Annotated in this window: 19 protein-coding genes and 1 pseudogene; 9 read left to right on the forward strand and 11 right to left on the reverse strand. The window is 65.7% G+C overall.

Going from position 1 to position 26,609, the window contains the following annotated elements; translation table 11 throughout:
* Positions 1-186: 186 nt before the first annotated feature.
* Positions 187-1,617, reverse strand: coding sequence for an IS1182 family transposase (locus tag ASE70_RS17380; protein WP_056507581.1), 1,431 nt, complete (start codon positions 1,615-1,617; stop codon positions 187-189).
* 218 nt (positions 1,618-1,835) lie between these two features.
* The gene (locus tag ASE70_RS17385; RefSeq protein WP_235520037.1) at positions 1,836-3,086 is read right to left on the reverse strand and encodes a DUF2254 domain-containing protein; all 1,251 of its coding nucleotides are present in this window, start codon (positions 3,084-3,086) and stop codon (positions 1,836-1,838) included.
* 96 nt (positions 3,087-3,182) lie between these two features.
* Here ASE70_RS17385 and ASE70_RS17390 point away from each other — a divergent pair, with 96 nt between their 5' ends.
* Both ASE70_RS17390 and ASE70_RS17395 read left to right on the forward strand, forming a co-directional pair.
* Complete coding sequence (locus tag ASE70_RS17390; protein ID WP_056507582.1) at positions 3,183-4,088, forward strand: YihY/virulence factor BrkB family protein; 906 nt, start codon at positions 3,183-3,185, stop codon at positions 4,086-4,088.
* The gene (locus tag ASE70_RS17395) at positions 4,085-5,098 is read left to right on the forward strand and encodes an AI-2E family transporter (protein WP_056507583.1); all 1,014 of its coding nucleotides are present in this window, start codon (positions 4,085-4,087) and stop codon (positions 5,096-5,098) included. The genes ASE70_RS17390 and ASE70_RS17395 overlap by 4 nt, the downstream gene beginning before the upstream one ends.
* A gap of 36 nt (positions 5,099-5,134) precedes the next feature.
* On the opposite strand, the gene ASE70_RS17400 is transcribed toward ASE70_RS17395, so the two are convergent.
* The 3 genes from ASE70_RS17400 to ASE70_RS20245 form a co-directional block, all read right to left on the reverse strand.
* Positions 5,135-6,457 (reverse strand): MFS transporter, encoded by a 1,323-nt coding sequence (locus tag ASE70_RS17400; protein ID WP_056398829.1) that lies wholly within the window; start codon positions 6,455-6,457, stop codon positions 5,135-5,137.
* A gap of 64 nt (positions 6,458-6,521) precedes the next feature.
* The gene (gene manD / locus ASE70_RS17405; protein ID WP_056398832.1) at positions 6,522-7,733 is read right to left on the reverse strand and encodes a D-mannonate dehydratase ManD; all 1,212 of its coding nucleotides are present in this window, start codon (positions 7,731-7,733) and stop codon (positions 6,522-6,524) included.
* A complete protein-coding gene (locus ASE70_RS20245; protein ID WP_162236005.1) occupies positions 7,676-8,086 on the reverse strand; it encodes a hypothetical protein in 411 nt (136 codons plus the stop codon). The genes manD and ASE70_RS20245 overlap by 58 nt, the downstream gene beginning before the upstream one ends.
* A gap of 20 nt (positions 8,087-8,106) precedes the next feature.
* On the opposite strand from ASE70_RS20245, the gene ASE70_RS17410 reads away from it, so the two are divergent.
* Complete coding sequence (locus ASE70_RS17410) at positions 8,107-10,185, forward strand: alpha-glucuronidase family glycosyl hydrolase (protein ID WP_056398837.1); 2,079 nt, start codon at positions 8,107-8,109, stop codon at positions 10,183-10,185.
* 438 nt (positions 10,186-10,623) lie between these two features.
* Here the strand turns inward: ASE70_RS17410 and ASE70_RS21145 are convergent.
* Positions 10,624-10,740, reverse strand: a pseudogene (locus ASE70_RS21145) (IS3 family transposase); the annotation flags it as partial.
* A gap of 185 nt (positions 10,741-10,925) precedes the next feature.
* On the opposite strand from ASE70_RS21145, the gene ASE70_RS17420 reads away from it, so the two are divergent.
* The 3 genes from ASE70_RS17420 to ASE70_RS17430 all read left to right on the forward strand — a co-directional run bounded on the left by ASE70_RS17420 (position 10,926) and on the right by ASE70_RS17430 (position 16,743).
* Positions 10,926-11,660, forward strand: coding sequence for a FadR/GntR family transcriptional regulator (locus tag ASE70_RS17420; protein ID WP_056398841.1), 735 nt, complete (start codon positions 10,926-10,928; stop codon positions 11,658-11,660).
* Between the two features lie 111 nt (positions 11,661-11,771).
* Complete coding sequence (locus tag ASE70_RS17425) at positions 11,772-14,963, forward strand: TonB-dependent receptor (RefSeq protein ID WP_056507585.1); 3,192 nt, start codon at positions 11,772-11,774, stop codon at positions 14,961-14,963.
* 103 nt (positions 14,964-15,066) lie between these two features.
* Complete coding sequence (locus tag ASE70_RS17430) at positions 15,067-16,743, forward strand: GH35 family beta-galactosidase (RefSeq protein ID WP_056507587.1); 1,677 nt, start codon at positions 15,067-15,069, stop codon at positions 16,741-16,743.
* Between the two features lie 91 nt (positions 16,744-16,834).
* Here ASE70_RS17430 and ASE70_RS20820 read toward each other — a convergent pair whose 3' ends face one another.
* Positions 16,835-17,308 carry a hypothetical protein gene (locus ASE70_RS20820; protein ID WP_235520039.1) on the reverse strand — a complete coding sequence of 158 codons (474 nt, stop codon included), beginning with the start codon at positions 17,306-17,308 and terminating at the stop codon, positions 16,835-16,837.
* A 129-nt stretch (positions 17,309-17,437) separates the two neighbouring features.
* Between ASE70_RS20820 and purH the strand changes: the two genes are divergently transcribed.
* The 3 genes from purH (at position 17,438) to ASE70_RS17450 (ending at position 20,873) form a co-directional block, all read left to right on the forward strand.
* A complete protein-coding gene (gene purH, locus ASE70_RS17440) occupies positions 17,438-19,024 on the forward strand; it encodes a bifunctional phosphoribosylaminoimidazolecarboxamide formyltransferase/IMP cyclohydrolase (protein WP_056507598.1) in 1,587 nt (528 codons plus the stop codon).
* A gap of 186 nt (positions 19,025-19,210) precedes the next feature.
* On the forward strand, positions 19,211-19,813 hold the full coding sequence (locus ASE70_RS17445; protein ID WP_056507599.1) for an HAD-IA family hydrolase: 603 nt from the start codon (positions 19,211-19,213) through the stop codon (positions 19,811-19,813).
* Positions 19,791-20,873 carry a glycoside hydrolase family 43 protein gene (locus ASE70_RS17450; RefSeq protein WP_082451111.1) on the forward strand — a complete coding sequence of 361 codons (1,083 nt, stop codon included), beginning with the start codon at positions 19,791-19,793 and terminating at the stop codon, positions 20,871-20,873. Before ASE70_RS17445 ends, ASE70_RS17450 begins: the two co-directional genes overlap by 23 nt.
* Positions 20,874-20,913: 40 nt before the next feature.
* Here the strand turns inward: ASE70_RS17450 and ASE70_RS17455 are convergent, their stop codons facing one another.
* From ASE70_RS17455 to ASE70_RS17470, 4 genes are all read right to left on the reverse strand, one after another.
* The gene (locus tag ASE70_RS17455) at positions 20,914-21,990 is read right to left on the reverse strand and encodes a serine hydrolase (protein ID WP_056507854.1); all 1,077 of its coding nucleotides are present in this window, start codon (positions 21,988-21,990) and stop codon (positions 20,914-20,916) included.
* A 130-nt stretch (positions 21,991-22,120) separates the two neighbouring features.
* Positions 22,121-23,710: an L-aspartate oxidase gene (nadB, locus tag ASE70_RS17460; protein ID WP_056507601.1), complete on the reverse strand. Its 1,590-nt coding sequence runs from the start codon at positions 23,708-23,710 to the stop codon at positions 22,121-22,123.
* Positions 23,711-24,002: 292 nt separating this feature from the next.
* Entirely contained in the window at positions 24,003-25,472 is a 1,470-nt protein-coding gene (locus tag ASE70_RS17465) for a S41 family peptidase (RefSeq protein ID WP_056507602.1), read from the reverse strand.
* Positions 25,469-26,518 carry an AraC family transcriptional regulator gene (locus tag ASE70_RS17470; RefSeq protein WP_235520041.1) on the reverse strand — a complete coding sequence of 350 codons (1,050 nt, stop codon included), beginning with the start codon at positions 26,516-26,518 and terminating at the stop codon, positions 25,469-25,471. Before ASE70_RS17470 ends, ASE70_RS17465 begins: the two co-directional genes overlap by 4 nt.
* Positions 26,519-26,609 lie beyond the last annotated feature (91 nt).

Here is a 26,609-nt window from a genome sequence, read left to right on the forward strand (position 1 = left end):
GAGACCGTCCGAAAACTTTTTGCGGGGAGACCGTCCGAAAACTTTTTGCGGGAGGTACCGAACGCCAGCGCTGCACGGTAAAGCCGGGAAAGCGTCGTACTCGAGCCTCGATGCGTGGCGAGGCGGGAAATGAGCGTCGCAGGGGGCAGTATAGGGCGTGGAACACGACGTGTCGGGTAGCCTGGCTCAGGCCTGCACCGCCCGGATCATCCCCGGCACGCCGATGAAGGCGATGGCCCGCCTGAGATTGTAGGCGAGTGCCGTCAGGCTGAATTCGGCGCGGACCTTCTCCAGCCCGCGCATCAGGAACGCGCCCTGGTTCATCCACTGCTTGATTGAGCCGAACGGGTGTTCGACCGTGGACTTGCGGATGGTGAGGATGCTCGGCCGCGTCGCGAGGCGTGCCCACATGCGCTCGATGACTGCCTCGTGTTCGCCGCGATTGATGCGTCGCCAGCGTCCCGTGGTGCAGCGCGCCTTGATCTGGCAGCCGGCGCAGGCGGCGGGGCTGGAATACTGGATCGACAGGTGTCCGCGCGTCACCGAAGCGTAGAGGGTGTCCAGCACCTGCCCGCCGGGGCAGTGATAGACGTCGGCCACCGGATCGTAGCGGAACCGCTCCTTGGGAAAGAGGCCGTTGCCGACGGCGGTGCCGCGACGCGGGCGGGGAATGTAGGGCGTGATGCCGGCCGCCTCGCACGCGACGATATCGTCTCCCGAGTGATACCCCATGTCGGCGACCGCATCGATCCGCTCGACCCCGAGCGCCTCCATCGCTGCGCCGGCGGTGGGAGCCAACAGCCCCATGTCGTTGCAGGCATTGGTGACGTGCTGCTCGACGATCAGGCTGTGTTTGGCGTCGACCGCGACCTGGGCATTGTAGCCGACCGTGACCTTGGAATGCGCGACCATCAGGCGGGCGTCTGGATCGGTGAGCGATATCTGCCCTTCGCCGCTGTCCTCCAACTGGCCGAGCAGCGCCGCACTGACCTGACGCTGTTCGCGCAAGCGGGCGATCTTCGTCGCCACGGTATCGCCGCGACCGGTGCCGGCACCATCCTCGCCGCGGTCGATCTCGTCCAGCTCGGCCAGGTAGCGCTCCAGTCGCGCATCCACCGCGGCGAGATACGTCGCCAGTCGCTCACGGCTGAAGTTGCGCGCCCGGCTGTTCACCGCCTTCAGCCGCGTGCCGTCCACCGCCAGCAACTCGCACCCGAACAGGTCGAGCTTGCGGCACAGCAGGACGAAGGCGCGAAACACCGCCTTGAACGCGCCCCGGTTGTCGCGCCGGAAGTCGGCGATGGTGCGAAAGTCCGGTCGAACCCCGCGCAGCAGCCAGATCAGTTCGAGATTGCGCGCCGCCTCCATCGCCAGACGCCGGCTCGACCGCACCCGGTTGAGATAGCCGTACAGGTACAGCTTGAGCATATCGGCAGGATCGTAGCCGGGACGCCCCGTCGCCTTCGGCCGCGCGCGCTGGAAACCGGCATCGCCCAGATCGAGGTCATCGACAAAGGCGTCGATGAACCGCACCGGGTTGTCCGCCGCGACATAGTCCTCAACCGACGCCGGCAGCAGCAGCGCCCGGTCCCGAGCATGACCCTCGATATACGCCATGACTGCAGGTTACACCGCCCAGACGACCCAGGGAATCCTGATCCACGTTTTCGGACGGTCTCACGCCCGGTCCCGAGCATGACCCTCGATATACGCCATGACTGCAGGTTACACCGCCCAGACGACCCAGGGAATCCTGATCCACGTTTTCGGACGGTCTCGAATGGCCAGCGAGACGGACGGGGCTTTCCCGGAAGAATGATATTTCGGGGCGGCCGTTACGATCGATCTGCACGAACGGCCAACGTTCTGGCCGCAGCCGCCGTGTCGAGCATCACCCGCGCGACATTCTGCGCCAGTTCATCGGCGAGCGCCCGCGTGACCTGCCCGGCATGGGGCAGCGTTTCCCCAAGCGCGAGCAATATCTTGAAGGCGCGTATCGCCACTTCCTCCTCGCCTGCCCCCTCCCGGACGATCGGCGCGAAGCCGGCGCGAACCAGCTCCTCGACAGAGGGGCGCGCCACGTGGACGGGCGGCCGATCATCGTCCGGCACCGCGCCCTGCGCAGGCAGTTCGCTCAGCGTTCGAAAAAGGGCGTTCAACACCTCCACCGCGGTGCCGGGATCGTTGGTGGCAGGGGCAAGCGCCCGCCCGGCGATCTCGCCCAGCGCGATCAGGCCGAGCCGGGGATCGTGCTCGAAATCGCGGTGCCGTTCGATAGTGAAGGCTTTCGCAAGGTCGCCGTCCTGTTCCCGGTCGTCGCCACCCACGACGTGCAGCAGCGGGCGGCCCTTGTGCACCAACGTGCCGGGGATCGCCGTGACGTACACCGCGATATCGCGGTGCCGGGCCTGCGCGGCGAGGCGATCGAAATCGATGTACGTCACATACCCGATCCGGTCCGACCGTACCGGCCGCGCACCGGCAGGGAGCGGCACGGCCGGTCGTCCGCCGCCAAAGGGGTCGCTGGCGAACGTCCGCATGGCGGAGCATGCCGCGTCCTCGACCCGGTCGATCACGTCCGACATCCGCCCGAAGGCGGCAAGATGCGCGATCCAGCGCAGCAGCGTGACAACGACAAGCGCCACGAGCAGGACGGTCGCGATCAGCAGCAGTACACGGCCCTGTCCACCGTACAGGCGCGTCTGCAAACCGATGATGCCGACGATGGCGAAGATGAACGCCCCGAGAAACGTCGAGAGCGCATTCTGCGACATGCGGTCGGAGATCAGCAATTGCGTCGCGCGGGGCGTCGCCAGCTGGGTAGCCGACGAATAGGCGCTGACCATCGCCGTTAGCGAGAACGTCGTGACGGCCAGCATCGACGAGGCGATGATCTGGAGCACCGTTCCAACGGCGTCCTGACCGATGTCGCCGGTGAAGTGATACGGCACTGCCCGCGCGACGATCCCCGCAAGGGCGGCGACCACGACGCTGGCCGCGCTGATGACCGCCGCCCGGAACCAGATCTTTCGTGCAACGCGGCGCACCAGCCAGCCAATACGCGCCTTCGAGATCATCTGATCCATCTTCCTTTTTTGCCGGTGATGTCACCGAAGTCGCGGATGATCGTTACGGTCTCGTCACCCGCCCATGGCGGTTGGGATCGATCGAGGTACAGCGGCATGGCTTGGGCCATTTACGGAGCCACAGGCAAGCGCACGCTTGGGGCAACGACCATATTCCTGCGCTGGACGGCGCTTTCGTTCCGGACGGTGCGCGGCGGACTGCGCGACGACTTCGGCATCGCGGCCAGTTCGATCGCGTTTGCGGCGTTCCTCGCGATCGTCCCGCTGGTGGGGCTGGTCGCGGGGGCCTATGGCTTCTTCGTGCCGGCCGCGACGGTCGCGCGCAATCTGTCCACCCTGACCGCAATCATGCCGCTCGACGCGCGATCGATCATCGAGCGGGGATTGCATAACAGCCTGACCACCGATCGCACCTCGGTCGCGACGCTGATCGTCTCGATCGGTATCACGCTGTTCAGCGCGCGCCGCGCCGGACGATCGCTGCTGCACGGTATCAACCTTGCCTACCGGATCGAGCGTGAGCGGCGCGGGTTGAGGCGACAACTCGCCTCGACCGCGCTGGTGCTCGGGTGCGCGGCGATCGTGCTGACGGCTCTCGTGTCGTTGTCGATCCTGGCGTTCCTGCAAAGCTATGTGCCGGACGGTCTGCCCGGCGCGCAGTTCGTCTCCGCGGCCACCCTGTTCGGCTCGCTGACGCTCGGCGCGGGTGCCGGATTGATCCTGATGTACCGCTACGCCCCCGCCGCCCAAAAGCCGATCGCATGGCGCGACGCCTTGCCAGGCACCATCGCCGGCGTGGCGATGTGGCTCGCTGCGACGCTGCTGTTCCGCACCTATGTCGCGCATGTCGCGCGGTTCGACGACACCTATGGCTCGCTCGCAGCCGTGGTCGTGTTGATGCTGTGGCTGATGGTGTCCGCCTGGGTGCTGCTCCTCGGGGCCCGCCTCAATGCCGAAGCGATGGCCGATGTCGGTACCGCAATCGAGGAGCTGAGCGAATGACGGAAGGTTCGGTGCAGGACCGCTATCGCAACCGCATGCTGACGATCATCGCCGCGATCCTGCTGATCGCGGCGCTGCAAGCGGGGTTCGCGGTCATCATGCCGATCGCCTTCGCCGCGATCATCGTCGCGGCCTTGTGGCCGCTCAAGCGGTGGCTCGGGCGCTACATGGCGTCATGGCTCGCCTATACGCTGACGCTTCTGTCGCTGATCGCGATCCTCGCTGCCTTTGCCGCAGCGGTGTACCTGTCGATCGGGCAGGTGATCGGTGCGATGTCGGCACAGTGGGCGGGGCTTGAGAACGCCTATGCGCGGATTGCCGCCTGGGCGGCCGATCACGGCGTGCCGATCGCGGGAACGATCAACCGCCAGCGCATCGTGGCGATGTTGCAGATGCTGGCGAGTGGTGCCTACGCCTTCGTCACCTATGTCGGCTTCATCGGCATCGTGGTGATGCTCGGCCTGCCCGAAGTGCCCCGGCTGCGGCGGCGGCTATACGAGATGTTCGAAGGCGGTGCCCGGCGCGGCATGCTGGAGGTCGGCGAGGAGATTTCGGGTCAGGTGCGCCGTTATCTCGGCACGACGCTCGCCACCAGCATCCTGACCGGCGTCGCCTCCGCGCTCTGGTCGTGGATGACCGGGCTGGAGCTGGCGCTGGTGTGGGGAATTCTCAACTTCCTGCTCAATTTCGTGCCGGTGATCGGTAACATCGTCGGGATCGTGCCGCCGGTGCTGTTCGCCTTCGTCCAGTTCGGCGGGTGGCAAATGCCGGCCCTGGTGTTCGTCGGCTTCGTCATCCTGCAAATGACGATCAGCAACGTGATCTACCCGCTGTTGCAGGGCAAGCAGCTGTCGCTGTCGCCGCTGGCGATCATCGTTGCGATGACGTTCTGGAGCTGGGTCTGGGGCATCGCCGGCGCACTGATCGCCGTACCTCTCACCGCCGCGATCGTCATCGTCTGCGGCCAGTTCGACCGCAGCCGATGGATCGCGAAATTGCTGTCCGCCTAGGGCATGACCGGACCATGTCGAACCACCGTCATCGCCCTAATCGTCCGCGCGCAATTCGACCTTGCGATAGGTCGGATTGAGCAGATGGAAGACCAGCAACGCAACCAGATATGCGACCCCGCACGCAACGAAGAACGGCCCGTAACTGCCGATCGTATCCAGCAGTATGCCTAGCGACTTCGACGCGATGAACCCGCCGACCGCTCCCGCAAATCCGCCCAGTCCGATCAGCGTTCCCTGTCCGAACCGCGGAAACTGGTCGCCGGGCAGTGCGAACAGATTGGTCGAAAACCCCTGATGCGCGGCGCAGGCCAGTCCGATCAGCGTCACTGCGATCCAGATGTTGCTGGCCTGTCCGGCGAACATCACCGGCAACGCGAACAGGGCGCAGACGAACATCGCCCGCTTGCGGGCGGCACCGGTCGACACGCCGCGCTTGAGCAGGTGCGACGAATACCATCCGCCGGCGATCGCCCCCAGATCGGCGAGGATGTAGATCGCGACCAGCGGTGGTCCGAAACGCTTCAGGTCGTAGCCATAGGTCTTGTTGAAGAAATCCGGGAGCCAGAACAGGAACGTCCACCACACCGGATCGATCAGGAACCGTCCCGCCATGTAGGACCATGCCTCGCGGTGGCGCAGCACCTGCAGGAACCCAGCGCGTCCATGGTCCTGTTGCGGCTCGACGTCGATCCAGGCGCGCTCCTCGCGGGTCAGGGTCGGGTGGTCGGCGGGCTTGTGATACAGCCGCCACCACGCGAACAGCCACACCAGATTGAACATCCCGGTGATGATGAACGCCCACCGCCAGTCGAGCAGCATCCCGGTGACGATGAAGCCGATCAGCAGCGGGGTGACCACCGCACCGACATTGGCACCGGCATTGAAGATGCCGATCGCCAGCGCGCGTTCCTTGCGGGGAAACCACTGCGACGCCGCGGCCAGTGCCGATGGATAGGTCCCTGCCTCGCCAAACGCCAACGGGATACGCGCGATCACGAAGCCGGTGGTCGAGGTGGCCAGCGTCTGCGCGAAATGCCCCAGCGTCCAGCTGCCCATCGCCAGCAGATAGCCGTATTTCGGACCGATCCGATCGATCAGCCACCCGAACAGCAGGAACCCGATTCCGTAGAAGACCTGAAAATACCCGGTGACGTCGCCATAGCCGGCGTTGGTCCAGCCATAGAGCTCGGCCAGCTGCGGCTTGAGCACCCCCAGCACGAGGCGGTCGATATACGACAATATCACCGCCACGAACAGCAGGGCGCAGATGACCCACCGCACCCGACCGCGCGGGCGGGGCACGGCAATAGCGGCGGTTTCGGGCGCCTGTCGCGCCGCATCGGTGACGACACCCATTTCCGTCCTTATCCCTCTATCCTGATTGTCGCGCCCTGTGACCGTCGCGCCGGAACGAGCCGTCTTACCAATGCCACAAGGTTCCGTCCTCGAGCCGGTTCACCGGCAGATACGCGCGCTTGTATTCGTGTCCTGCTGCCAGGGCCTCGTCGATATCGACGCCCAGCCCCGGCGCAGTGCCCGGATGCATCATCCCATCCTCGAAGCGATATTGATGCGGGAATACCGCATCGGTTTCGGCGGAATGCGGCATGTGTTCCTGCACCCCGAAGTTCGGGATCGACAGCCCGAAATGGAGCGCCGCCGCCATCGCGACCGGCGAAAGGTCGGTCGCGCCGTGGCAGCCGGTGCGGATCTGGTACAGATCGGCAAGCGCGGCGATCCGGCGCAGGTGGGTGATGCCCCCAGCATGGACGACGGTCGCGCGGATATAGTCGATCAGCTGGCATTCGATCAGCGCCTTGCAATCCCAGATCGAATTGAACACCTCGCCGACGGCGATCGGGGTGGTGGTATGCTTGCGGATCAGCCGGAAGGCATCCTGATGCTCGGCGGGCGTCGGGTCTTCGATCCAGAACGGGCGATACGGCTCCAGATCGCGCCCCAACCGCCCCGCCTCGATCGGGGTCAGCCGGTGGTGGACATCGTGGAGCAGATGGACGTCCGGCCCCAGCGCCTCGCGCGCGGCGGCGAACAATTCCGGCACGACGCGCAGGTATTTCTCGGTCGACCACACCGCCTCGCTCGGCAGGTCGCCATCGGCCGGTTCATAGCGTTGCCCGGGCTTCGCGACCCCATAGGTGGAGGCAAGCCCGGGCACCCCGCATTGCAACCGGATCGCCTTATACCCCTTGTCGCGCTCGGCGACGGCGGTGGCGATGGTGTCCTCGATCGACGTTCCATTGGCATGGGCATAGACCATGCACGCATCGCGCGCCGCGCCGCCCAGCAACTGATAGACCGGCAACCCGGCGATCTTGCCCTTGATATCCCATAACGCCATGTCGACGCCGGCGATGGCGGTCATCGTCACCGGACCGCGCCGCCAATACGCCCCCCGGTACAGATATTGCCACATATCCTCGATTCGGTGGGCATCGCGTCCGATCAGGCATGGCACGACATGCTCCGACAGATAGGCTGCCACTGCCAGCTCGCGGCCGTTGAGCGTCGCGTCGCCGACCCCTGTCGTACCATCGTCGCAGGTGATCTTCAGGGTTACGAAATTGCGTCCGGGACAGGTGACGATGACGCGGGCATCGGTGATGATCGGCATGATTTTCCTCGGATGATTTCGGGCACGACGGTCTGCGCGTCGCGGTTCTTCGGGCGGTTCATGATGATGTCGGGGCAGGCCGGCCGCACCACGTCGCGGGCGCGCAGGCCGACCGGCGCGCGTGGATCGAGATGGACGGGTAGGCGGGAGGCTGCGGGAAACGGCACCGGTGCCACTGCCCCGGGGCACGGCGGAGCAGGCAACGCCCGCGCGATAACCGCAGTCGATGAACGGGTCGCGGACACGCGCAAATCCTCTCGTTCGACGAATGTCCCGATCGATCGCCGGGACTTGCCAATCATACTGATAGCGGTAACATGGCCGAGCAGAAGCGGCGATGTCAATGCCGCCATCAGATGACAGGAGCGGTTCGATGCGGGCAGGTACGGGAATCGTGGGCGCGCTCGCGCTCTTTCTGGCCGGGGCGGCACGCGCCGAGGACGGTTACCGCCTGTGGCTGACGGCCCCCGCGATGCAACGCGTCGGCGCGCAGGTGATCGTGCTGGGCGAAACCCCGACGCTTCTGCTGGCGCGGCAGGAACTGGCGAACCGTCTGCCGTCCACGATGCATGTCACGTTGGCGACCAGCGGTACCCCCATGGTCAAGGCGCTCGATCTGCCGTTCGCGACGCTGGGCGATGAGGGCTATCTGATCCGTCCCGTCATGATCGGCGGCAAACCGACGCTGCTGGTCGCGGGCAACAGCGATCGCGGCGCGCTCTACGGCGCGTTTGCCCTGCTGCGCCACCTCGCGACCGGCGGAACGCCCGCCAATGCCATGCTGACCAGCACGCCGAAGTTGCAGCTGCGCGTCCTCAACCATTGGGACAATCTCGATGGGACGGTCGAGCGCGGGTACGCAGGCGATTCGCTGTGGGACTGGTGGACACTCCCCGACCGGATCGACCCCCGTTACACCGACTACGCCCGCGCCAATGCTTCGATCGGGATCAACGGCACGGTCCTCAACAACGTCAATGCCAAGGTCGACAGCCTGACCCCGCGTTACATCGCCAAGGCAGCGGCGCTGGCCGACGTGTTCCGTCCGTGGGGGATCAAGGTCTATCTGTCGGCGCGCTTCTCCGCGCCGATCGAACTGGGCGGGCTGAAGACCGCCGACCCGCGCGATCCGCACGTCGCGGCGTGGTGGAAGGCGAAGGCGGATGAAATCTATCGCGCCATCCCCGATTTCGGCGGCTTCTTGGTCAAGGCGAACAGCGAGGGGCAGCCCGGTCCGCGCGATTATGGCGCGACCCACGCCGATGGTGCGAACATGCTCGCCGCCGCGGTGAAGCCGCACGGCGGCGTCGTGATGTGGCGCGCCTTCGTCTATGCGGACACCGATCCGACCGATCGCGCGAAGCAGGCATATACCGAGTTCAAGCCGCTCGACGGCACCTTCACCGACAACGTCATGGTGCAGGTGAAGAACGGGGCGATCGACTTTCAGCCGCGCGAGCCGTTCCACCCCCTGTTCGGCGCGATGCCCAAAACGCCGCTGATGATGGAATTCCAGATCACCAAGGAATATCTCGGCTTCGCGACCCACCTCGCCTATCTGGGCCCGTTGTTCGAGGAGGCGCTGGCGGCGAAGACCGGGCGCGGTGCGGAAACGGTCGCATCCGTCATCGATGGCGGCAGCGAGGGGCACGTGCTGACCGGCATGGCGGGCGTCGCCAATATCGGGCGCGACCGCGACTGGTCCGGCTCGACCTTCAACCAGGCCAATTGGTACGTCTTCGGACGGATGGCATGGGACCCGACTCTGACCGCCCGGCCTATCGCGCGCGAATGGGCGCAGCAGACATGGGGTACCGACCCGCGCGTCGTCGATACCGCGGTCAGGATGATGATGGGTTCGCGAGAGGCGGTGGTCGACTATACCGGCGCGCTCGGGCTGGCGCACCTGATGGCGACCGGGCATCATTACGGGCCGGGACCATGGGTCGACGACCTCAAGCGTCCGGAATGGAACCCGGTCTATTATCACAAGGCCGACCGGAACGGCATCGGTTTCGACCGGACGAAGACCGGCAGTGACGCGGTTTCGCAATACTCGCCCGCGATCGCGAAATTGCTGGCAGATCCCGGGAACACGCCCGAGCGCGAACTACTCTGGTTTCATCATGTCGCATGGGACCGGAAGATGCCTTCCGGCAAGACGTTGTGGGAAGATCTGGTATCGCATTACGATCGCGGCGTTGCCTATGTCGGTGACATGCGACGGCAATGGGATGGCGTACGTGCGCTGGTCGATGACGAACGCTGGCAGAAGACCGCCACCAATCTTGCCGTACAGGAACGCGAGGCGCGCTGGTGGCGCGATGCGAGCCTGTCCTACTGGATGTCGGTCAATGGTCGCGCGCTTCCCGTCGGCGTTGCCCCGCCCGAACACGATCTGGCATGGTACAAGGCGGTACATTACAGATATGTTCCCGGTCATCATGACTGAACCGTTCCGGGCGCGCATATGCGGTCGCAGGGACAAGGCAGGATAAGCAACCTGCCTCGCCGAAGCCACCGTGCCGCGATCAAGGCCAGGGTGGCGTTGTCTGCGGTGACGGCGCGGCAGGCGCGGCAGTTCGGCATCGGCCGGGGAGCAACTGCCGTCTGGCACGGATGGTATCTGCGGCCGACCTTGCGGGCACGCGTCGGACGGACAAGGTGCATCGGCTCTCGCTGTTTGCCAGACGCTGGCTGCTGCTGATCGGCCGGGGTGCCGATATCGCGGGCAGCATATTGTGGAGCCTGTTGCGCGTGCAGCGGGGCATTGCCGGATATTTCGAAAGAGGCGAAAATCCATGTCGATGACCCGGACGATGCGCTGGTTCGGGCCGAAGGTCCCGGCTGTTGCACAGCGTCGTGGGCCGGTGAACTGGCTGCCTTGGCCGGTGTCGAGCGAAATCGACACCCGCCATGCGAGCCCCCCGGTGAACCAGTCGACGATCGCCACGGGATACACGAAGCCGCGCGCCATGGGGGTGTACGGGATGTCCGTCGCCCACACCCCGGCCTCCGCCGGGCGCACGCTCCGGATCGGCCGCGTGATCGCCGGACCAGTATCCATCCGCCGGGGATCGCAGAACCAATATCTTCCCACACCGCCATCGCCCTCGTTAAAGGCGAAAAACATCCTGACTGCCGGCGTTACCGCAAGGTGCCATTCTGAACACGCTTACCAAAAGGGAAAACATGGCCCATTCCGAAAAACTCTATCGGCGCGTGATCGACTTCGCTGTGGGGCAAATGCATGCCGGCACCTTTCCTATCGGTGCGCGCCTGCCGACCGAGCGCGATCTGGCGGAGAGCCTGGCAGTAAGCAGGGCCACCGTACGCGAGGCGATGGTCGCACTCGAAATCATGGGTGTGGTCGAGATCCGGAAGGGCTCGGGCATCTACGTCGTTGCACCATCGGCATTGAAGGGCCGGGTCGCCGCGCTCGATATCGGCGCATTCGAACTGCTCGAGGCGCGGCGGAGTATCGAGGCGGAGGTGGCGGCGCTGGCGGCGCAACGGATCGCGGCCGATGAACTCGCCGAGCTGGAAGCGTTGTTGGAGGTGATGACGCACGAGGACGTCGCCGTCAGCGAACGGGCGGATCGGGATTTTCATCTCTGCATCGCCAAGGCGACCGGCAACGCCGCGATGGTGAGCGTCGTCACCGATCTGTGGAACATGCGCGACCGCTGTCCGCTGGCCCGCACAATCCACCAGCGCGCACGTGGTGGTGATGAACTGTTGCGCCTCAACGAGCATCGTACCGTGCTCGACGCTCTGCGCGCACAGGACCCGGATCATGCCCGGCAGGCGATGCGGGATCATCTCGACGCTGTCATCGAGCATCTGTTGGCCAAGACCGAATGCGACGAACTCGCTGCCGTCCGTCTGCGAAGCGCCGAACGGCGTGGTCGAATACTCGGAAAATAGGTCTGATAAATTAGCCGGACAAGTTGGTTGACAGCGGGTCCGTTACCGCTACCATAATCCATCAAGGCACGGCTCCAGGAGTGAGCTGGCATCTGGAGATGGAAAAAGGGTATGTCTCGCGATATCTTCATGCGTGAACTGCGCGCATCGACTGCTTTCCTGCTGATCGCGACCGTCGCGTCGCCGGCACTGGCGCAGACCGATACGGCCGCGCCCCCCGCATCCTCGCAAGGCCAGGGGCAGACGGTTCCGGCCGGGACGGGTGGGGCCGAGCAGGAGGTCGCCGATGCCTCTGCCACCGGCAACGACGACATCGTCATCACCGGCTATCGCGCGTCGCTGACCAGCCAGACGAATGCCAAGCGCAACTCGATCGGCTTCACCGACACGATCTTCGCCGAGGATATCGGCAAGTTCCCCGACACCAACATCGCCGAATCGGTCAACCGCATCCCCGGCGTCACCATCAGCCGCGAAGTCACCGGCGAGGGCGCGAACGTCGCGATCCGCGGTCTCGGCACCAACTTCACCCGCGTGCTGCTGAACGGCGCGCCGGTCGCGATCGCCTCGGTCCGTTTCGATGCGCAGAGCACCAATCGCGAGGTCGATCTCGACCTGATCCCGACCGAGCTGTTCACCCAGCTGACCGTCAGCAAGTCGCCGACCGCCAGCCAGATCGAAGGGGGTGCTGCCGGCACCGTCAACCTGCGCTCGGCCCGGCCGTTCGACAATCCCAAGCCCTATCTCAGCTATGGCCTGCAAGGGTCGAAGGTCAGCAGCGCGGACAAATGGGGCTATCGCGGCCATGTGCTCGCCAGCGCCACCTTCGGCGATTTCGGCATCCTCGTCGGCGGCGCGGCGGTCAAGAACCAGTTCCGCGTCGACGGGTTCGAAACGATCGGCTGGACCAACCCGAACCTGACCGCGGCGCAGAGCAGCAGCGCGACCCGCAACGCGACCGGCGGCGGCAATTTCACCATTCCGGGCACGGTGCCCGCTAATGCCGGCAACGGCCTGGTCACCGGTACGGTGATCGATCAGGCGTTCCTGCTGCGCAACAACCCCGGTGCGACGATCGAACAGATCGACAACGGCATCCTGCCCCGTCTGGGCCGGCCGCGCACCGAGATCGGTGAACGCACCCGCTATAACGGCCTCGTCAGCCTCGAATGGCGGCCAAGCGACGCGCTGCATTTCTATGTCGACGGCATGTACGCCAAGCGCGATACCGAATTCACCCGCACCGCGATGAACTGGGCGGTGCGCAACGGTGCCGCGATCCCGCTCAACACCACCTATGACCAGACCAACTGCTCGGTCGGCTGCACCGTCACCGGCGGCACCTATGCCAATGCGCAGTTCTTCCTCGAATATCGTCCCTACAAGGATACGCAGGACTATTGGGGCGTGAACCCCGGCGTGGAGTTCGTGGTCAACGACTTCATCAAGGGCGATCTGCAGGCGAACTATACGAAGAGCACTTTCCGCCGCGAAAGCCCGACCTTCCTCGTCATCACCCCGCCCAGCAGTGGCACGACCGTCACCTATGCCAATGACGGCGGCATCCCGTCGATCACCAGCAACATCGACCTGAACGACCCGCGCAACTTCGGCTGGGCGGGCGGCGGCCGCGTCAACCTGAACGGTGAAGAGCGCGAGACCGAGACGCGCGGCATCCGTGGCAGCCTGTTATTCGGCGATGCGGCGAAGTTCAGCGTCCGCGTCGGCGGTGCCTATGACGATACCAAGCGCCGGATCACGCCGTTCGACAATACCAATCCGTGGCAGGCCGCGATCTGCGGCAACAACCCCAGCGTCGTGCTGCCCGGTCCGAACCGCCAGCCGCCGTGCGACGGCGCGAACCTGCCCGGCACGGTCGTGCCCGGCGGCTATCCGACCTATCCGGCCTATGGCACCGCCGCGACGCTCGGCGGCGCACCGCTGGTCTATCGCGGCTCGCTGATCCCGACCGCCGCCGTGCCGTCGTTCCTGCTGCCCGGCGACAATGGCTATGTCACCGTCGACTGGGACAAGGTGAAGGCCGCGACCGGCTATGACGCGCTTCTGGCCGGTGCGACCGAAACCGGCGCGGGCAGCAGCGGTGCCAATGGCGGCCTGATCCGCGAAAAGGTGACCGGTACCTTTGTCGAGATGAACGGCGTGTTCGACATCGGCGACGAAGATACGCTGCGGCTGAACGGCGGCGTCCGCTATGTCCGCACCGAACAGATCGTCGGCGGTCGGACCACCATCCCCAACCCGCTCAACACGCGGGGCGGCGTGACCTGCCCGGGCGTCAGCCCGACCTTCGCGCTCGACGGTTCATGCTACGCCCCGATCGTCAACTTCACCGAGACGAACCGGCTCTATTCCAACTTCCTGCCCTCGGCGAGCGTCGCCTACAGCTTCGGGCGCAAGGCGGTGGCGCGCGGCTCGATCTCGCGGACGATGACCCGGCCCGATCCGAACCAGCTGCTGCCCGGCGCCAGCTTCGTCCAGCCCTCGGCGGACGTCGGCACGCTCGGCAACAACGCGCTCAACCCATATATCTCGGACAATATCGACCTCGGCTTCGAATATTACACCGGCGGCGAAGGCGTCATCGCGTTCGCGGCGTTCCGCAAGTCGATCACCGGCTTCACGATCAACGGCGTGACCACCGTGCCCTTCTCGACGCTCGAACCGTTCGGCATCACCTTCTCGTCGCTGACCCAGGCGCAGCAACAGGCGCTGCTCGACCGCGCCCGTCCGTCGGGCATCGCCCCCGAAGCGGTGCCGATCCAGATCCAGCAGCAGGTGAACGCCAACGGCAAGCTGAAGGTCAACGGTCTGGAATTCCAGATCACCCAGCCGCTCGACTTCCTGACGCGCTATATCGGCGTGGAGGGCTTCGGGGTGCAGGGCAACCTGACGCTGATCGACCAGAAGGGCGAAGGCACCGGCGCGCCGGCGATCGCGCTGGGCGTCGCCCCCACCACCTATACGGTGACCGGCTATTACGAGGGCAACGGCCTGTCGGCACGGCTGACCTATACCTATAACGAAGGGTCGCAGCAGTCGGGCCTGAACCAGAACGGCATCGGCAACGCGGCGATCTTCGGGCGCAGCTACGGGCAGCTCGATTTCTCGGGCAATGTCGATCTCGGCAAGATCCTCGGCAACGACTATCTGCCGACGCTGGTGGTCAACGTCATCAACATCACCAAGGAAGCGCAATCGAGCTACTTCCAGTTCCCCAACGCGACCTTCAACGAATACAACCCCGGCCGCACGCTGCTGGTCGGTGTGCGCGGTCGGTTCTGAGGTTGCTTTCCTCCCCTCCCCGGAGGCCTACTCGGGCCGGTCTTTACGACCGGCCCATTTCTTTGGGGGGCGGAGGGCCATGTTCCTGCGATCGGAAATGCCAATGCGCCTGCTTTTCTTCGTAACCGCGCTGCTCTCCTGCCTCTCGCCGTCCGCCGCGTACGCGCGCGATCCGGAACCCCCGCGTCTCGAACAGCGTGGGAAAGCCACGCAGCTCGTGGTCCAGGGCAAGCCGTTCCTGATCCTGGGCGGGGAGATCCATAATTCGAGCAGTAGTGACCTCGCGTACATGGCGCCGGTCTGGCCGAAGCTGAAGGCGATGAACCTCAACACGGTGCTGGTGCCCATCGCATGGGAGACGATCGAGCCCGTCGAGGGACAGTTCGATTTCACGCTGCTCGACGGGCTGTTGCGCGGCGCTCGCGCGCACGACCTGAAGGTCGTGCTGCTGTGGTTCGGCAGCTGGAAGAACACCTATTCCAGCTACGTTCCCGCCTGGGTCAAACGGGACCAGACCCGTTTCGCACGCATGCTGACCGCCGACGGGCGCGGCACCGAGCGGCTGTCCACCTTTTCCGACGCGGCGCGCGATGCGGATGCACGGGCGTTCGCCCGGCTGATGCGCCATCTGAAAACGGCCGATGGTGCGCAACAGACGGTGATCTCCGTGCAGGTCGAGAACGAGGTCGGGGTCATCCCGCAGTCACGCGATCATGCGCCGGCCGCCGAGGCGGCGTTCGCCGGCCCTGTCCCGGCGGTGCTGATGGAACGGCTCGCCGGCGATCGGGCCCGCATTCACCCCGAACTGCGCACCGCCTGGGAGCGGGCCGGTGCCCGGAGGGCAGGGACGTGGCGCGAAGTCTTCGGCGACACCGGCATGACGGAATCGCTGTTCATGGCCTGGCACTATGCGACGTTCATCGAAAAGGTCACGGCGGCCGGGAAGGCGGAATACGCCCTGCCGATGTTCACCAATGCAGCGTTGATCCGCCCGAACTATCAGCCGGGCCAATATAATTCCGGCGGTCCGCTGCCCTTCGCGATCGACATCTACAAGGCGGGAGCGCCCTCGCTCGATTTCCTCGCCCCCGATATTTATTTCGAAGACTATGTGAACTGGGCGTCGCAATATGCGCGGCCGGACAATCCGCTGCTGGTGCCGGAGGCGCGCGGCGGTGCCGCGGGCGCTGCGAACGCGCTCTACAGCTACGGATCGCTCGGTGCGATCGGCTTTTCCCCCTTCGGCATCGATGGCGAGGGCGTGGTGCTGCAGGGGGATGCGAGCATCGGGCTGCAGGCGGCGGGCGAAGGCGATCCGGCGATGGCGCATCTCTACGGCCTGCTCGCTCCGCTCGCCCCGCGCATCCTCGACGCTCAGGCAAAGGGGACGGTCTCGACGGTCATCCTCGAAGGCGGTGCCCAGCGGTCGGGTCGCGGACGGATCGGCGACTATGTCGTCGACGTGCAGCGCGCGACCGGTCCCGATGGCAAGCTCGATCCGCTCAGCCGGGTAGCGGCGATGTTTCTGCAGACCGGCGCTGAAGAGTTCATCGTCGTCGGCGCGGGCGACATGCAAATATCCTTCACGACCGACCGGCCGGGCGCGCCGATCGTCGGGATCGAAAGTATCGACGAGCAGTTCCTCGTTGGCACCGGTGCCCCCCGGATCGGTCGTCGGCTGAACGGTGACGAAACGGGGCAAGGACAGGGGCTGCGCCTGTTCTCGACCGATACGGCCGACCACAAAGTCTATCGGCTGCGCTTATACCGTTATCGTTGAGTCCCCGGAATATTTGTCCGTCGGGCATGGCAACCGAAAGGCTTCTGCTGGCTGGAGCATGACCGGACCCTGGCCGAGGCACCGTCTGGCGTCATGGAACAGGTACGATCGCGAAGAAATCAGACCCGGTCGCGCTGGATAGACATGGTCCGAGCATCCGCGCATCTTGCCCGCCGGCATCCGAATACACCGAGAAACAATAGCGCCTTGCGTCGTCGAATGCCGCCGGTCGGGCGCGAATAGCATCGAAGACGGGATCGCCGGTTTCGCGGCGAATTGCGTTACGGGCGTTGGTTTCGATATGGTTGGCGGCGATGAGCGCATAATCCTGTTCGTCGAAACAGGTAGCAGCCGCCCCGTGACGTTCCATGCAGAAGCGATAGGCGGCATCCCGCATCGCCGGCGTCGCCTTCGACCAGTTTGCCGTCGAAAGGGGCCAATCGGCGACTGGCCCGAATTTCGACGCCCGCTGCGCATCCCTGATCTGTCTATCCATGTCCATCGCCGAAGGGGAGCAACCCGCCAGCAGGATCGAAACGGCAACCGGCAGACGCGCTCCACGCATTCCGAATTCTCTTGGCGTTCCATAAGGGGGCGACGCCAACCTATCGCAAATCGACGACGTTCCTGCCACCCAAAGGTCGCACCCCCACCCCCTTGCCCCGCCGCGCCATTCGCGCGAAAGGGCGCGCCCATGGATCATGTCATCGCACAGCGCGCGCTCCTCTCGGTTTCCGACAAGAGCGGCATCGTCGACCTCGCCACCGCGCTCAGCCGCCATGGTGTCGAACTGGTGTCTACCGGCGGGACCGCCGCCGCGCTGCGCGATGCCGGCCTCACCGTCCGCGACATTTCGGACCTGACCGGCTTTCCCGAAATGATGGACGGCCGGGTCAAGACGCTGCACCCGATCGTCCATGGCGGGTTGCTGGCGGTGCGCGACAATGCCGAACATGTCGCATCGATGCAGGAACACGGCATCGGCGCGATCGATATCGTCGTCGTCAATCTCTATCCGTTCGAAGCGACCGTGGCCAAGGGTGCCGACCGCGACACGATCATCGAGAATATCGATATCGGCGGGCCGTCGATGGTGCGGTCGGCCGCGAAGAACCATGATGCGGTGGCGATCGTCACCGATCCCGCCGACTATGCCGCGCTGATCGCCGAACTCGACGCGAACGGCGGCACCAGCCTAGCCACGCGTCGCCGGTTCGCCGCGAAAGCCTATGCCGCGACCGCCGCCTATGACTCGGCGATCGCGCAGTGGTTCGCCTTCGCCGACCAGGGGCAGGCGTTTCCCGACACGCTCCCCCTCGCCTTCACGCGCGGCGCGGAACTGCGCTATGGCGAGAATCCGCACCAGTCGGCATCGCTCTATATCCCGCGCGGGCCGGCTGCGCGCGGCATTGCGCAAGCCGAACAGGTGCAGGGCAAGGCGCTGAGCTACAACAACTATAACGACGCCGATGCGGCGCTGGAGCTGGTCAGCGAATTTCGCGACGGCCCGCCGACCGTGGTTATCGTCAAGCATGCCAATCCGTGTGGCGTGGCGACCGGCAACACGCTGATCGAGGCGTATCAGGCCGCTCTCGCCTGCGACAGCGTATCGGCGTTCGGCGGGATCATCGCCGTCAACCGCCCGCTGGACGGCGAGACCGCGCGCGCGATCAGCGGCATCTTTACCGAAGTCGTCGCAGCCCCCGACGCCGATGACGAGGCCAAGGCGGTGTTCGCCGCCAAGAAGAATCTGCGCCTGCTGCTGACCGGCGATCTGCCCGATCCGGCGCGCGGCGGCTTGAGCGTGAAGACCATCGCCGGCGGGCTGCTGGTCCAGTCGCGCGATGCCGGCAATCTCGATCAGGTCGAGCTGAAGGTCGTGACCAAGCGTCAGCCGACCGAGCAAGAACTGGCCGATTGCCGGTTCGCATGGACCGTCGCCAAGCATGTGAAGTCGAACGCGATCGTCTATGCCAAGGGCGGCAGCACCGCCGGCATCGGCGCGGGACAGATGAACCGGCTGGAATCTGCGCGCATCGCCGCGTGGAAGGCGAAGGACGCCGCCGACAAGGCCGGCTGGTCGCAGGCGCGGACGATCGGGTCGGCGGTTGCGTCGGACGCCTTTTTCCCGTTTGCCGACGGGCTGCTGGCGGCGGTCGAGGCAGGCGCGACAGCGGTGATCCAGCCGGGCGGATCGATCCGCGACGAAGAAGTCATCGCGGCGGCCGACGACGCAGGGCTGGCGATGGTGTTCACGGGGATGCGTCACTTCCGGCATTGATGGGAGGGTGGTGGTAACGTCGCTTCCCAGCCGATTGCGTACCCCCGCGCAGGCGGGGGTCCAGGGCGACAAAAGCAGACCGCGGTTCTATGCGGCTCTGGGCCCCCGCCTGCGCGGGGGTACTTCCACCCCGTAGCGGCTAACCGCCATTTGCCTCCGCAGTCCCCGCCCGGTACGACCGCGCCCATGCCATCGTTCCGTGATACCGCCTACGCCGCCTTCCTGTTCGACATGGACGGGACGCTGCTCGATTCCTCCGCAGCGGTCGAACGCGTCTGGCGGCGCTGGTGCGATCGGCATGGCATCGATGCCGAAGCGTTGATCGCGGTGTGTCACGGGGTCCGGGGCGAGGATACGGTGCGGCGCTTCGCCACGCCGGGCATGGATGTCGATGCCGAAGCCGCATGGCTGAATGCCGCCGAACTCGAAGACGTCGACGGCGTCGTGCCGATCGCGGGCATCCACGACCTGATCGCCGGCCTTGCCCCCGATGACTGGGCGATCGTCACCTCCGCGCCGCGCAACCTTGCCGAAATACGCCTGGCGGCGATCGGGCTGCCGGTGCCGGCGGTGTTCGTCACTGCCGAGGATGTGACGAAGGGAAAGCCCGATCCGCAGGGCTTCCACCTTGCCGCCGACCGGCTGGGCGTGGCGATCGGCGAGTGTCTGGTGTTCGAGGATTCGCCCGCCGGCGTGGCGGCGGGCAACGCGGCGGGGGCGGCGGTCGCGATCGTCGGACCGCGCGTTCCGGCCGAGGAGGGACGCTATGCCATTGCCGACTATCGCTGATGGGACGATCGGCCGCCGGACGCTGCTGGCGGCGATGGGAGCCACTGCGGTGCTGCCGCGCGCGGCGCTGGCCGCCAATCCGCCGATCCCCGGCTGGTATGCCGATCCCGAGATCCGCATCTTCGGGAACCGCTACTGGATCTATCCGACCTATTCCGCCGACAAGGGTCCGCCGGCGCCACAGAGTCGCTTCACCCCGTGGCAGGTGAAGGAGCGCAGCGCGCCGCACATCTGGCATCCGTTCCTGCGGCAGACGTTTCTCGATGCGTTTTCGTCACCCGATCTGGTGCACTGGACGCGGCATCCGCGCGTGCTCGACGTCGAGCGGGTTGGCTGGGCAGCCTATTCGATGTGGGCCCCCTCGGCGATCGAGCATCGCGGGCGCTATTATCTGTTCTTCGGCGCGAACGACATCAAGAACGATGCCCAGACCGGCGGCATCGGCGTCGCGGTTTCGAACAAGCCGGAGGGGCCGTTTCGCGATGCGATCGGCAAACCGCTGATCGACAAGATCGTAAACGGCGCGCAGCCGATCGACCAGATGGCGTTCCGCGACGATGACGGGCAGGTCTATCTCTATTATGGCGGATGGAAGCACTGCAACGTCGTGCGGCTGTCCGATACGCTGACCGGAATCATGCCCTTTGCCGACGGCACGACGTTCAAGGCGATCACCCCCTCGCCCGACTATGTCGAGGGGCCGTTCATGGCGAAGCGGAACGGCGTCTATTATCTGATGTGGTCGGAGGGCGACTGGACCGGCCCCGACTATCGCGTCGCCTATGCCACCGGGCCGAGCGCGGTCGGGCCGTTCAGCCCACGCGGCGTAGTCCTGCAACAGGATGCCCGCATCGCGCGCGGCGCGGGGCATCATTCGCTGCTGCGGCTTCCCGGCACCGACGACTGGTATATCGTCTATCACCGCCGCCCATTGAGCGAAACCGACGGCAATCACCGCGAGATCGCGATCGACCGGCTGACCTTCCGTCCCGATGGCAGCATCGCGCCGGTGGTGATTACCGACCAGGGTGTCGGGCCGAGGTTACTGACGAAGCGGTAGGCATATCCCCGCTCGCGCGGGGATATGGGTGCCGACCGCTTTACCCGTGCACGGCAACGATCGCCGACACCACCGTCTGGATCAGTTGCTGGCGTTCCTGCACCGGCCGGGCCGTATCGCCGATCATCACCGCCACGGCATAGGATTTGCCGTCGGGGGCGGTCAGGATGCCGACATCGTTGAAGCCCGCCGTCCGCCCGCCCAGATCCTGTCCGGTCCCGGTCTTGTGCGCGACGCTCCACCCGGTGGGCAACGCCGCGCGAAGGCGGGCGCGGCCGGTGCGGGTATGGCTCATCGTGTCGAGCAACCAACTGGTCGATTGCGGCGTCAGCAACATGCCGTGGCGCAACCGTGCCAGCGCATCGGCGATCGCCCCTGCCCCCGCGCCATCGGGCGGATCGGCGACATAGGCCTGATAGGCGGCGCGGCGGACATTGGGGTCGAGCTGCGACCGGGCCTGCGCAAAGGCGTTGCCCTGCGAATATTCCTGTTTCCACGGCAGCCCGGCGGTCTTCGCCTGCAACAGCCGTTCGCCCGGCCCGAAGCGGATATTGCCGAGGCCGCGGCTGGCGATGAAGTCGCGCACCGCCACCGGCCCGCCGGCAAGGTTGAGCAGCTTGTCGTTGGCGGTATTGTCGCTGAGCGTCAGCGCGCGGCGCAGCAGATCGCCGACCGTCGTGCGGAACACGCCGTCCTTCATCAGATACGCGATCGGCTGATGAAACAGCGTCAGGTCGCTGCGGGTGATGGTGACCGGGGTGGCCAGCGCCAGCTTGCCTTCGTCGATCGCATTCATCGTGGTCAGCGCGACCCACAGCTTGCTGACCGATTGCTGCGGCATGCGCTGATCCATCGCATGGCCGACGACCCAGCCCTCGTCGATGCTGCGCACCGCGATCCCGACCCGGCCCTGAAACCCGCCGCCCAGCGCATTGATCGTCGCGACCAGCGCCGGGGGCGCGGGGCGCGTCGGTGCGGGCAGCGGCACCGCCACCGCCGCTTTCGGCACGGCCGCCTGCGCCGCGGGCGGCAAGGTCCGCGTCGCCAGCCCCACGCCGACAAGCGCCATCAGTCCCATCACCAGCGCCGCCTGTTGCGGCCGGACTTTCTTCAGCATCTGCACGATCTTCTCACCCCGTCCTGCGCCGACCATGCTGCGAGGGCGATTAACATTACAAGACGTTGTTGCCGCCTTGCGACGAATCTCCCCGCACAGACGACGAATGGCGCAAACCCATGCCGTAGCGTCAGGGGACGAGGATCGTATCGACTGCCTCCGCCGCCGTTTCGGGGTAATCGAGCGTGTAGTGCAGCCCGCGGCTCTCCTTGCGGTGCAGCGCGGACCGGACGATCAGGTCCGCCGACTGGAGCAGGTTGCGCAACTCGATCAGGTCGGGGGTGACGCGGAAATGGCCGTAATAGTCGGCGACTTCCTCGTTCAGCATCGCGATGCGGTGGCGCGCGCGTTCCAGTCGCTTGGTCGACCGGACGATGCCGACATAATTCCACATGAACCGGCGGATTTCGGTCCAGTTCTGCTTGATAACGACCTCTTCGTCCGAATCGGTCACGCGGCTTTCGTCCCATGGCCGGATCGCGGGCGGCGGGGGCAATGCGTCCCAGCGTTCGGCGATGTCGCGCGCCGCCGCCTCGCCGAACACGAAACATTCGAGCAGCGAGTTGGACGCGAGCCGGTTGGCACCATGCAGCCCCGATTGCGACACCTCGCCCACCGCATACAGGCCGGGCAGGTCGGTGCGCCCGTCGCGGTCGATCACCACCCCGCCACAGGTGTAATGCTGCGCCGGCACCACCGGGATCGGCTGGCGCGTCATGTCGATGCCGAGGCCGAGCAGCTTTTCATGGATGTTGGGAAAATGGCCGCGCACGAAATCGGGGTCCATGTGGCTGATGTCGAGATGGACGTAATCCAGCCCGAACCGCTTGATCTCGGCATCGATCGCCCGCGCGACGATGTCGCGCGGCGCGAGTTCGGCGCGCGGGTCGTAATAGGGCATGAAATTCTTGCCGGTGGTCGGGTTGATGAGCTTCCCGCCCTCGCCGCGCACCGCCTCGGTAATCAGGAAGTTCTTGACCTCCAGATTGTACAGGCAGGTCGGGTGGAACTGCATGAACTCCATGTTCGACACGCGGCACCCCGCGCGCCACGCCATGGCGATGCCGTCGCCGGTCGCGCCGCGCGGCGCGGTGCTGAACAGATAGGTCCGCCCCGCCCCGCCGGTCGCGAGGATCGTCGCGCGCGCGGTGTAGAGCTCGACCCGGTCGGTGGCGCGGTTGAAGGCATAGACGCCCCACACATTGCCCGCCCCCGAATAACGCTGCTCATGACGACTGGTCGCCAGATCGACCGCGACCATGTCGGGCAGCAGGGTGATGTTGGCATGCGCCCGCGCCGCCCGGATCAGCGCCTCCTGCACTGCCCAGCCGGTGGCATCGTCGACATGGACGATCCGCCGGTGCGAATGGCCGCCCTCGCGCGTCAGGTGCAGCGCCTCGCCATCCATGTTGAACGGCACGCCCAGCGCCGCGAGCCGTTCGATGGCGGCGGGCGCGCCCTCGACCACGAATTCGACCGCCGCACGATCGTTGAGGCCCGCACCGGCGACCATCGTATCCTCGACATGGTTCTCGAACGTATCGCCGGGTTCGAACACCGCCGCGATCCCGCCCTGCGCCCACGCGGTCGACCCTTCGTTCAGCGCGCCTTTCGCCAGCACGGTGACGCGGAACCGCTCGGCCAGATGCAGCGCAGCGGTCAGGCCGGCGGCGCCCGATCCGATGATGAGGATGTCGGTCTGGGCAGGGTCGTGGGACAAGGGGCACTCCGATCGGCTTGGGAGGGCGACTATGCGGGTTCGGGGCGGTGTGACAAGGTTGGATGCGGTGGCGAGGGCCGGCGCGCGGCGACCACGGCGTATCGGCGGCCTTCCGATCGCGGCCCGCCCGACAACTATCAGCAGTCCCGCAGCGGATAGCTACCGCTCGCCATGCTGCAAGTTGCACGTCGACGATGGTATTTGGGAAAGAGCGGCTTCGGGCGTAGAATGCATTCTACCAAGGCTCACGACCGAAAGTTTGCGGCCCGTAACCGACTGATCGGGAGACAAATCAACCGGAGACGCGCGCTGCTGCCCATATTGCCGCTGCGTCCAGCGCCGGGTCGGTTCCCTGAAGGATCGCATCCGCCGTCGAGCGGATGAAGACATCCGGTTCGATGCCCGCGTCAGGCTGCGGGGTCGTCGGAAAATAGCCGATCAACGGCAGGTCGAATTCGATTCCGCTTGCCGGCAGCTTGGTAAAGAAGAAGCCGCCGCCGTTGATCCCGCGTCGGTTGCCCCCGGTCGGTTCACCGAACAACCTGATCCGCCCACTGGCCCTTGCCGCATTGATGAAACCGAACGTCGCCGAACTGTTCGCCGGGCCGATCAACGCCGCGACCGGAACGGTCAGGCGCTTCGCCGCCGGGCGGATGGGCAGCAGCTTTTCGCGTTCCGGCAGCCCGTACCAGCCATCGCCCAGATCGGCGCCACCGACCCCGATGCGACGAAAACGATCGTCCCATGTCGAAACGTGGGGAGCCAACGCTGCCGGCACCTCCCGGAACCGAACTTTCGGCTCGAAGGTCCACCCTGCCAGATCGCGATCGATGAGACGGGCAAGGATCGGATCACCGCAGTCGTCACCGCCTTCGTTGCGGCGCAGGTCGATCACCAGACCGCGGGCGGTTGCCGCATCGTCGAGGCGATCGGACAGCCAGCTCCGCCAGTCCCATTTGGAGTTCCACATCGCCCAACCGGGCATATCCAGTATGGCGACCCCGTCCGGTCGCACATGATAGGTCCAGCGCGCCGCATCACTATCCTCGCGCACTCGGGTCATCGTCGCCTGCCGGGCGGCGAGACCGATTGCCGGTAGCGCGACGCGCAGTTCGCGCCGATCGGGCCGAACGATCGACAGACGATGCACGCCGCCTGCAGGCGGCATCAGCAGCCCTTGGAAGACGTCGAAATACTCGATGTCCTCGGCCCCCCGCACGCCCAGCAGCGAACGGCGCTTGCCGTCATTATGGCCGTCGGCACGGGTATGGGGCATCAGCGTATCGAGAACCTGCCCGGCGCTGCGTCCGTTGATCGCGGTGATGACGGTCCCCCGCGGCAACGCGCCCGTTCCACTATGGTCGGCGGTGACGACCATCGATCGCGCGATCCATTCGAAATCGAACGGCAACCGGGTCGGTCGATCGAACAGCGCCTTCACCGCGGGATCGGTCTGGTTGAAGAAATTGGGATAGCTGTGTCCGCAGCGGATCGTGGTCAGGAACCGGGACAGCGCGAGGAAACGGTGCGCGTGCGATCCCGCTCGTGCGCCGGCACCATAGTCCTGCTCGAAGGCGGCGAGATGTCGGGTGACGTCGACCGGCGACAGATAGCGGTGCAGCCCCGGATGGATCGCCATCGCCGCCCGCAGTACCGCCAGGTCTTCGCGGACACCTCCGAAATCGGCGGCGGCGGCGGCCCGACCAGCGTAGGAGATCAACGGAAGTGCGGCAAGGGCCGCGAGAAGATGGCGTCGGTTCATGCCCCGGGGATGGCAGGCAATCCCGCCTCCGGTCGCCTCGTTTCCGGTAACGCACCATGGTTTTTCGCTTTTGCGACGTGAGTCCGATACTGGGAAGGCGTCATCCCGGTCGTCGCTCGAAACGCCCGGTTGAAGCTGGCCTTCGATGCGAAGCCGGCTTCGAGTGCAAGGGTCAGCACATCGCGATCGTCGCTCGCTTCCAAACGGTCCACGACCGCGCAACACCGCAATCCGTTGATGAACGTCGAGAAGTTCTGACCCAATCCCTCGTTCAATGCGCGGGACAGATAGGCGGTGTTGGTCCCCAGCAACCGGGCAAGCGTTGCCACGTCAATGTCGGGGTCGCCGGCCCACCCGGCCAGGCGGGTCTGCTCGGCCCACTCCGCCCCCTGTCGCGACCAGTCGCGTGCCGGTCCTTTGCCCGGTATTGCCGGAACGCATTCGAGCGTCGACAGATTCGGAAATGGCAAGCTGGCATGACGCCACCCCTCGATCGCGAGGAACAGTGCGGCGGAAGCGATCATCAGATACAGCCACATCAACCCGGTATAGCCCAGCGGATCGAACCAGTCCCAGATCAGCACCGTTGCCCAGATGCTCCACAATATTGCGAAAGCGGCAATCGCGGCCGACAACCAGCGGGCGGCGAAGCGCGCATCGTCCCCGACGATATCGGCAAGCACCGCCCGGTACCGACGCAGCAGCCGCACCGACGCTGCCATATGCACCGCGAAGCTGCCGATCAGGGCGAGCGAGAGGATCGGCGTGACGACCGAAATGGCCATGCCGGCCCAGCGATCCTTGAAAGGCATCGGCAGGCAGAAGCTGACTGCCTGAAACGCGAACTCGGCCAATCCGGGCACGAGCATCCCGCGCCATCGCGACGGGAGGGTGTCCGTTACCAGCGCGTGGACGTAGAAGCGGAGCAGCGCGGGTACCAGCAGCGGAACCGCAACCGGCAGAAATGTCAGCCAGCGCCATCGGTCGTAAAAACCTGCGAACCCGATGAGCCACGGGGTAAAGACGCCGACCAGGACGATGGTCAAGAAGGCAAGTGTCCGGTTCGCCAGTCGATTTCGCAAACTCGATGCAAGGGCCGCTGCCAATGGGAGCAACACGAGCGTTGCGGAAAGCAGC

The organism is Sphingomonas sp. Leaf22, assembly GCF_001421715.1.
Lineage (GTDB): Bacteria > Pseudomonadota > Alphaproteobacteria > Sphingomonadales > Sphingomonadaceae > Sphingomonas.

Bases quoted from the DNA above. Each gene is read 5' to 3' on its own strand.
- ASE70_RS17380 (WP_056507581.1), bottom strand. From the start codon at position 1,617: ATGGCGTATATCGAGGGTCATGCTCGGGACCGGGCGCTGCTGCTGCCG.
- ASE70_RS17385 (WP_235520037.1), bottom strand. From the start codon at position 3,086: ATGGATCAGATGATCTCGAAGGCGCGTATTGGCTGGCTGGTGCGCCGC.
- ASE70_RS17390 (WP_056507582.1), top strand. From the start codon at position 3,183: ATGGCTTGGGCCATTTACGGAGCCACAGGCAAGCGCACGCTTGGGGCA.
- ASE70_RS17395 (WP_056507583.1), top strand. From the start codon at position 4,085: ATGACGGAAGGTTCGGTGCAGGACCGCTATCGCAACCGCATGCTGACG.
- ASE70_RS17400 (WP_056398829.1), bottom strand. From the start codon at position 6,457: ATGGGTGTCGTCACCGATGCGGCGCGACAGGCGCCCGAAACCGCCGCT.
- manD (WP_056398832.1), bottom strand. From the start codon at position 7,733: ATGCCGATCATCACCGATGCCCGCGTCATCGTCACCTGTCCCGGACGC.
- ASE70_RS20245 (WP_162236005.1), bottom strand. From the start codon at position 8,086: ATGGCGGCATTGACATCGCCGCTTCTGCTCGGCCATGTTACCGCTATC.
- ASE70_RS17410 (WP_056398837.1), top strand. From the start codon at position 8,107: ATGCGGGCAGGTACGGGAATCGTGGGCGCGCTCGCGCTCTTTCTGGCC.
- ASE70_RS17420 (WP_056398841.1), top strand. From the start codon at position 10,926: ATGGCCCATTCCGAAAAACTCTATCGGCGCGTGATCGACTTCGCTGTG.
- ASE70_RS17425 (WP_056507585.1), top strand. From the start codon at position 11,772: ATGTCTCGCGATATCTTCATGCGTGAACTGCGCGCATCGACTGCTTTC.
- ASE70_RS17430 (WP_056507587.1), top strand. From the start codon at position 15,067: ATGCGCCTGCTTTTCTTCGTAACCGCGCTGCTCTCCTGCCTCTCGCCG.
- ASE70_RS20820 (WP_235520039.1), bottom strand. From the start codon at position 17,308: ATGCGTGGAGCGCGTCTGCCGGTTGCCGTTTCGATCCTGCTGGCGGGT.
- purH (WP_056507598.1), top strand. From the start codon at position 17,438: ATGGATCATGTCATCGCACAGCGCGCGCTCCTCTCGGTTTCCGACAAG.
- ASE70_RS17445 (WP_056507599.1), top strand. From the start codon at position 19,211: ATGCCATCGTTCCGTGATACCGCCTACGCCGCCTTCCTGTTCGACATG.
- ASE70_RS17450 (WP_082451111.1), top strand. From the start codon at position 19,791: ATGCCATTGCCGACTATCGCTGATGGGACGATCGGCCGCCGGACGCTG.
- ASE70_RS17455 (WP_056507854.1), bottom strand. From the start codon at position 21,990: ATGCTGAAGAAAGTCCGGCCGCAACAGGCGGCGCTGGTGATGGGACTG.
- ASE70_RS17465 (WP_056507602.1), bottom strand. From the start codon at position 25,472: ATGAACCGACGCCATCTTCTCGCGGCCCTTGCCGCACTTCCGTTGATC.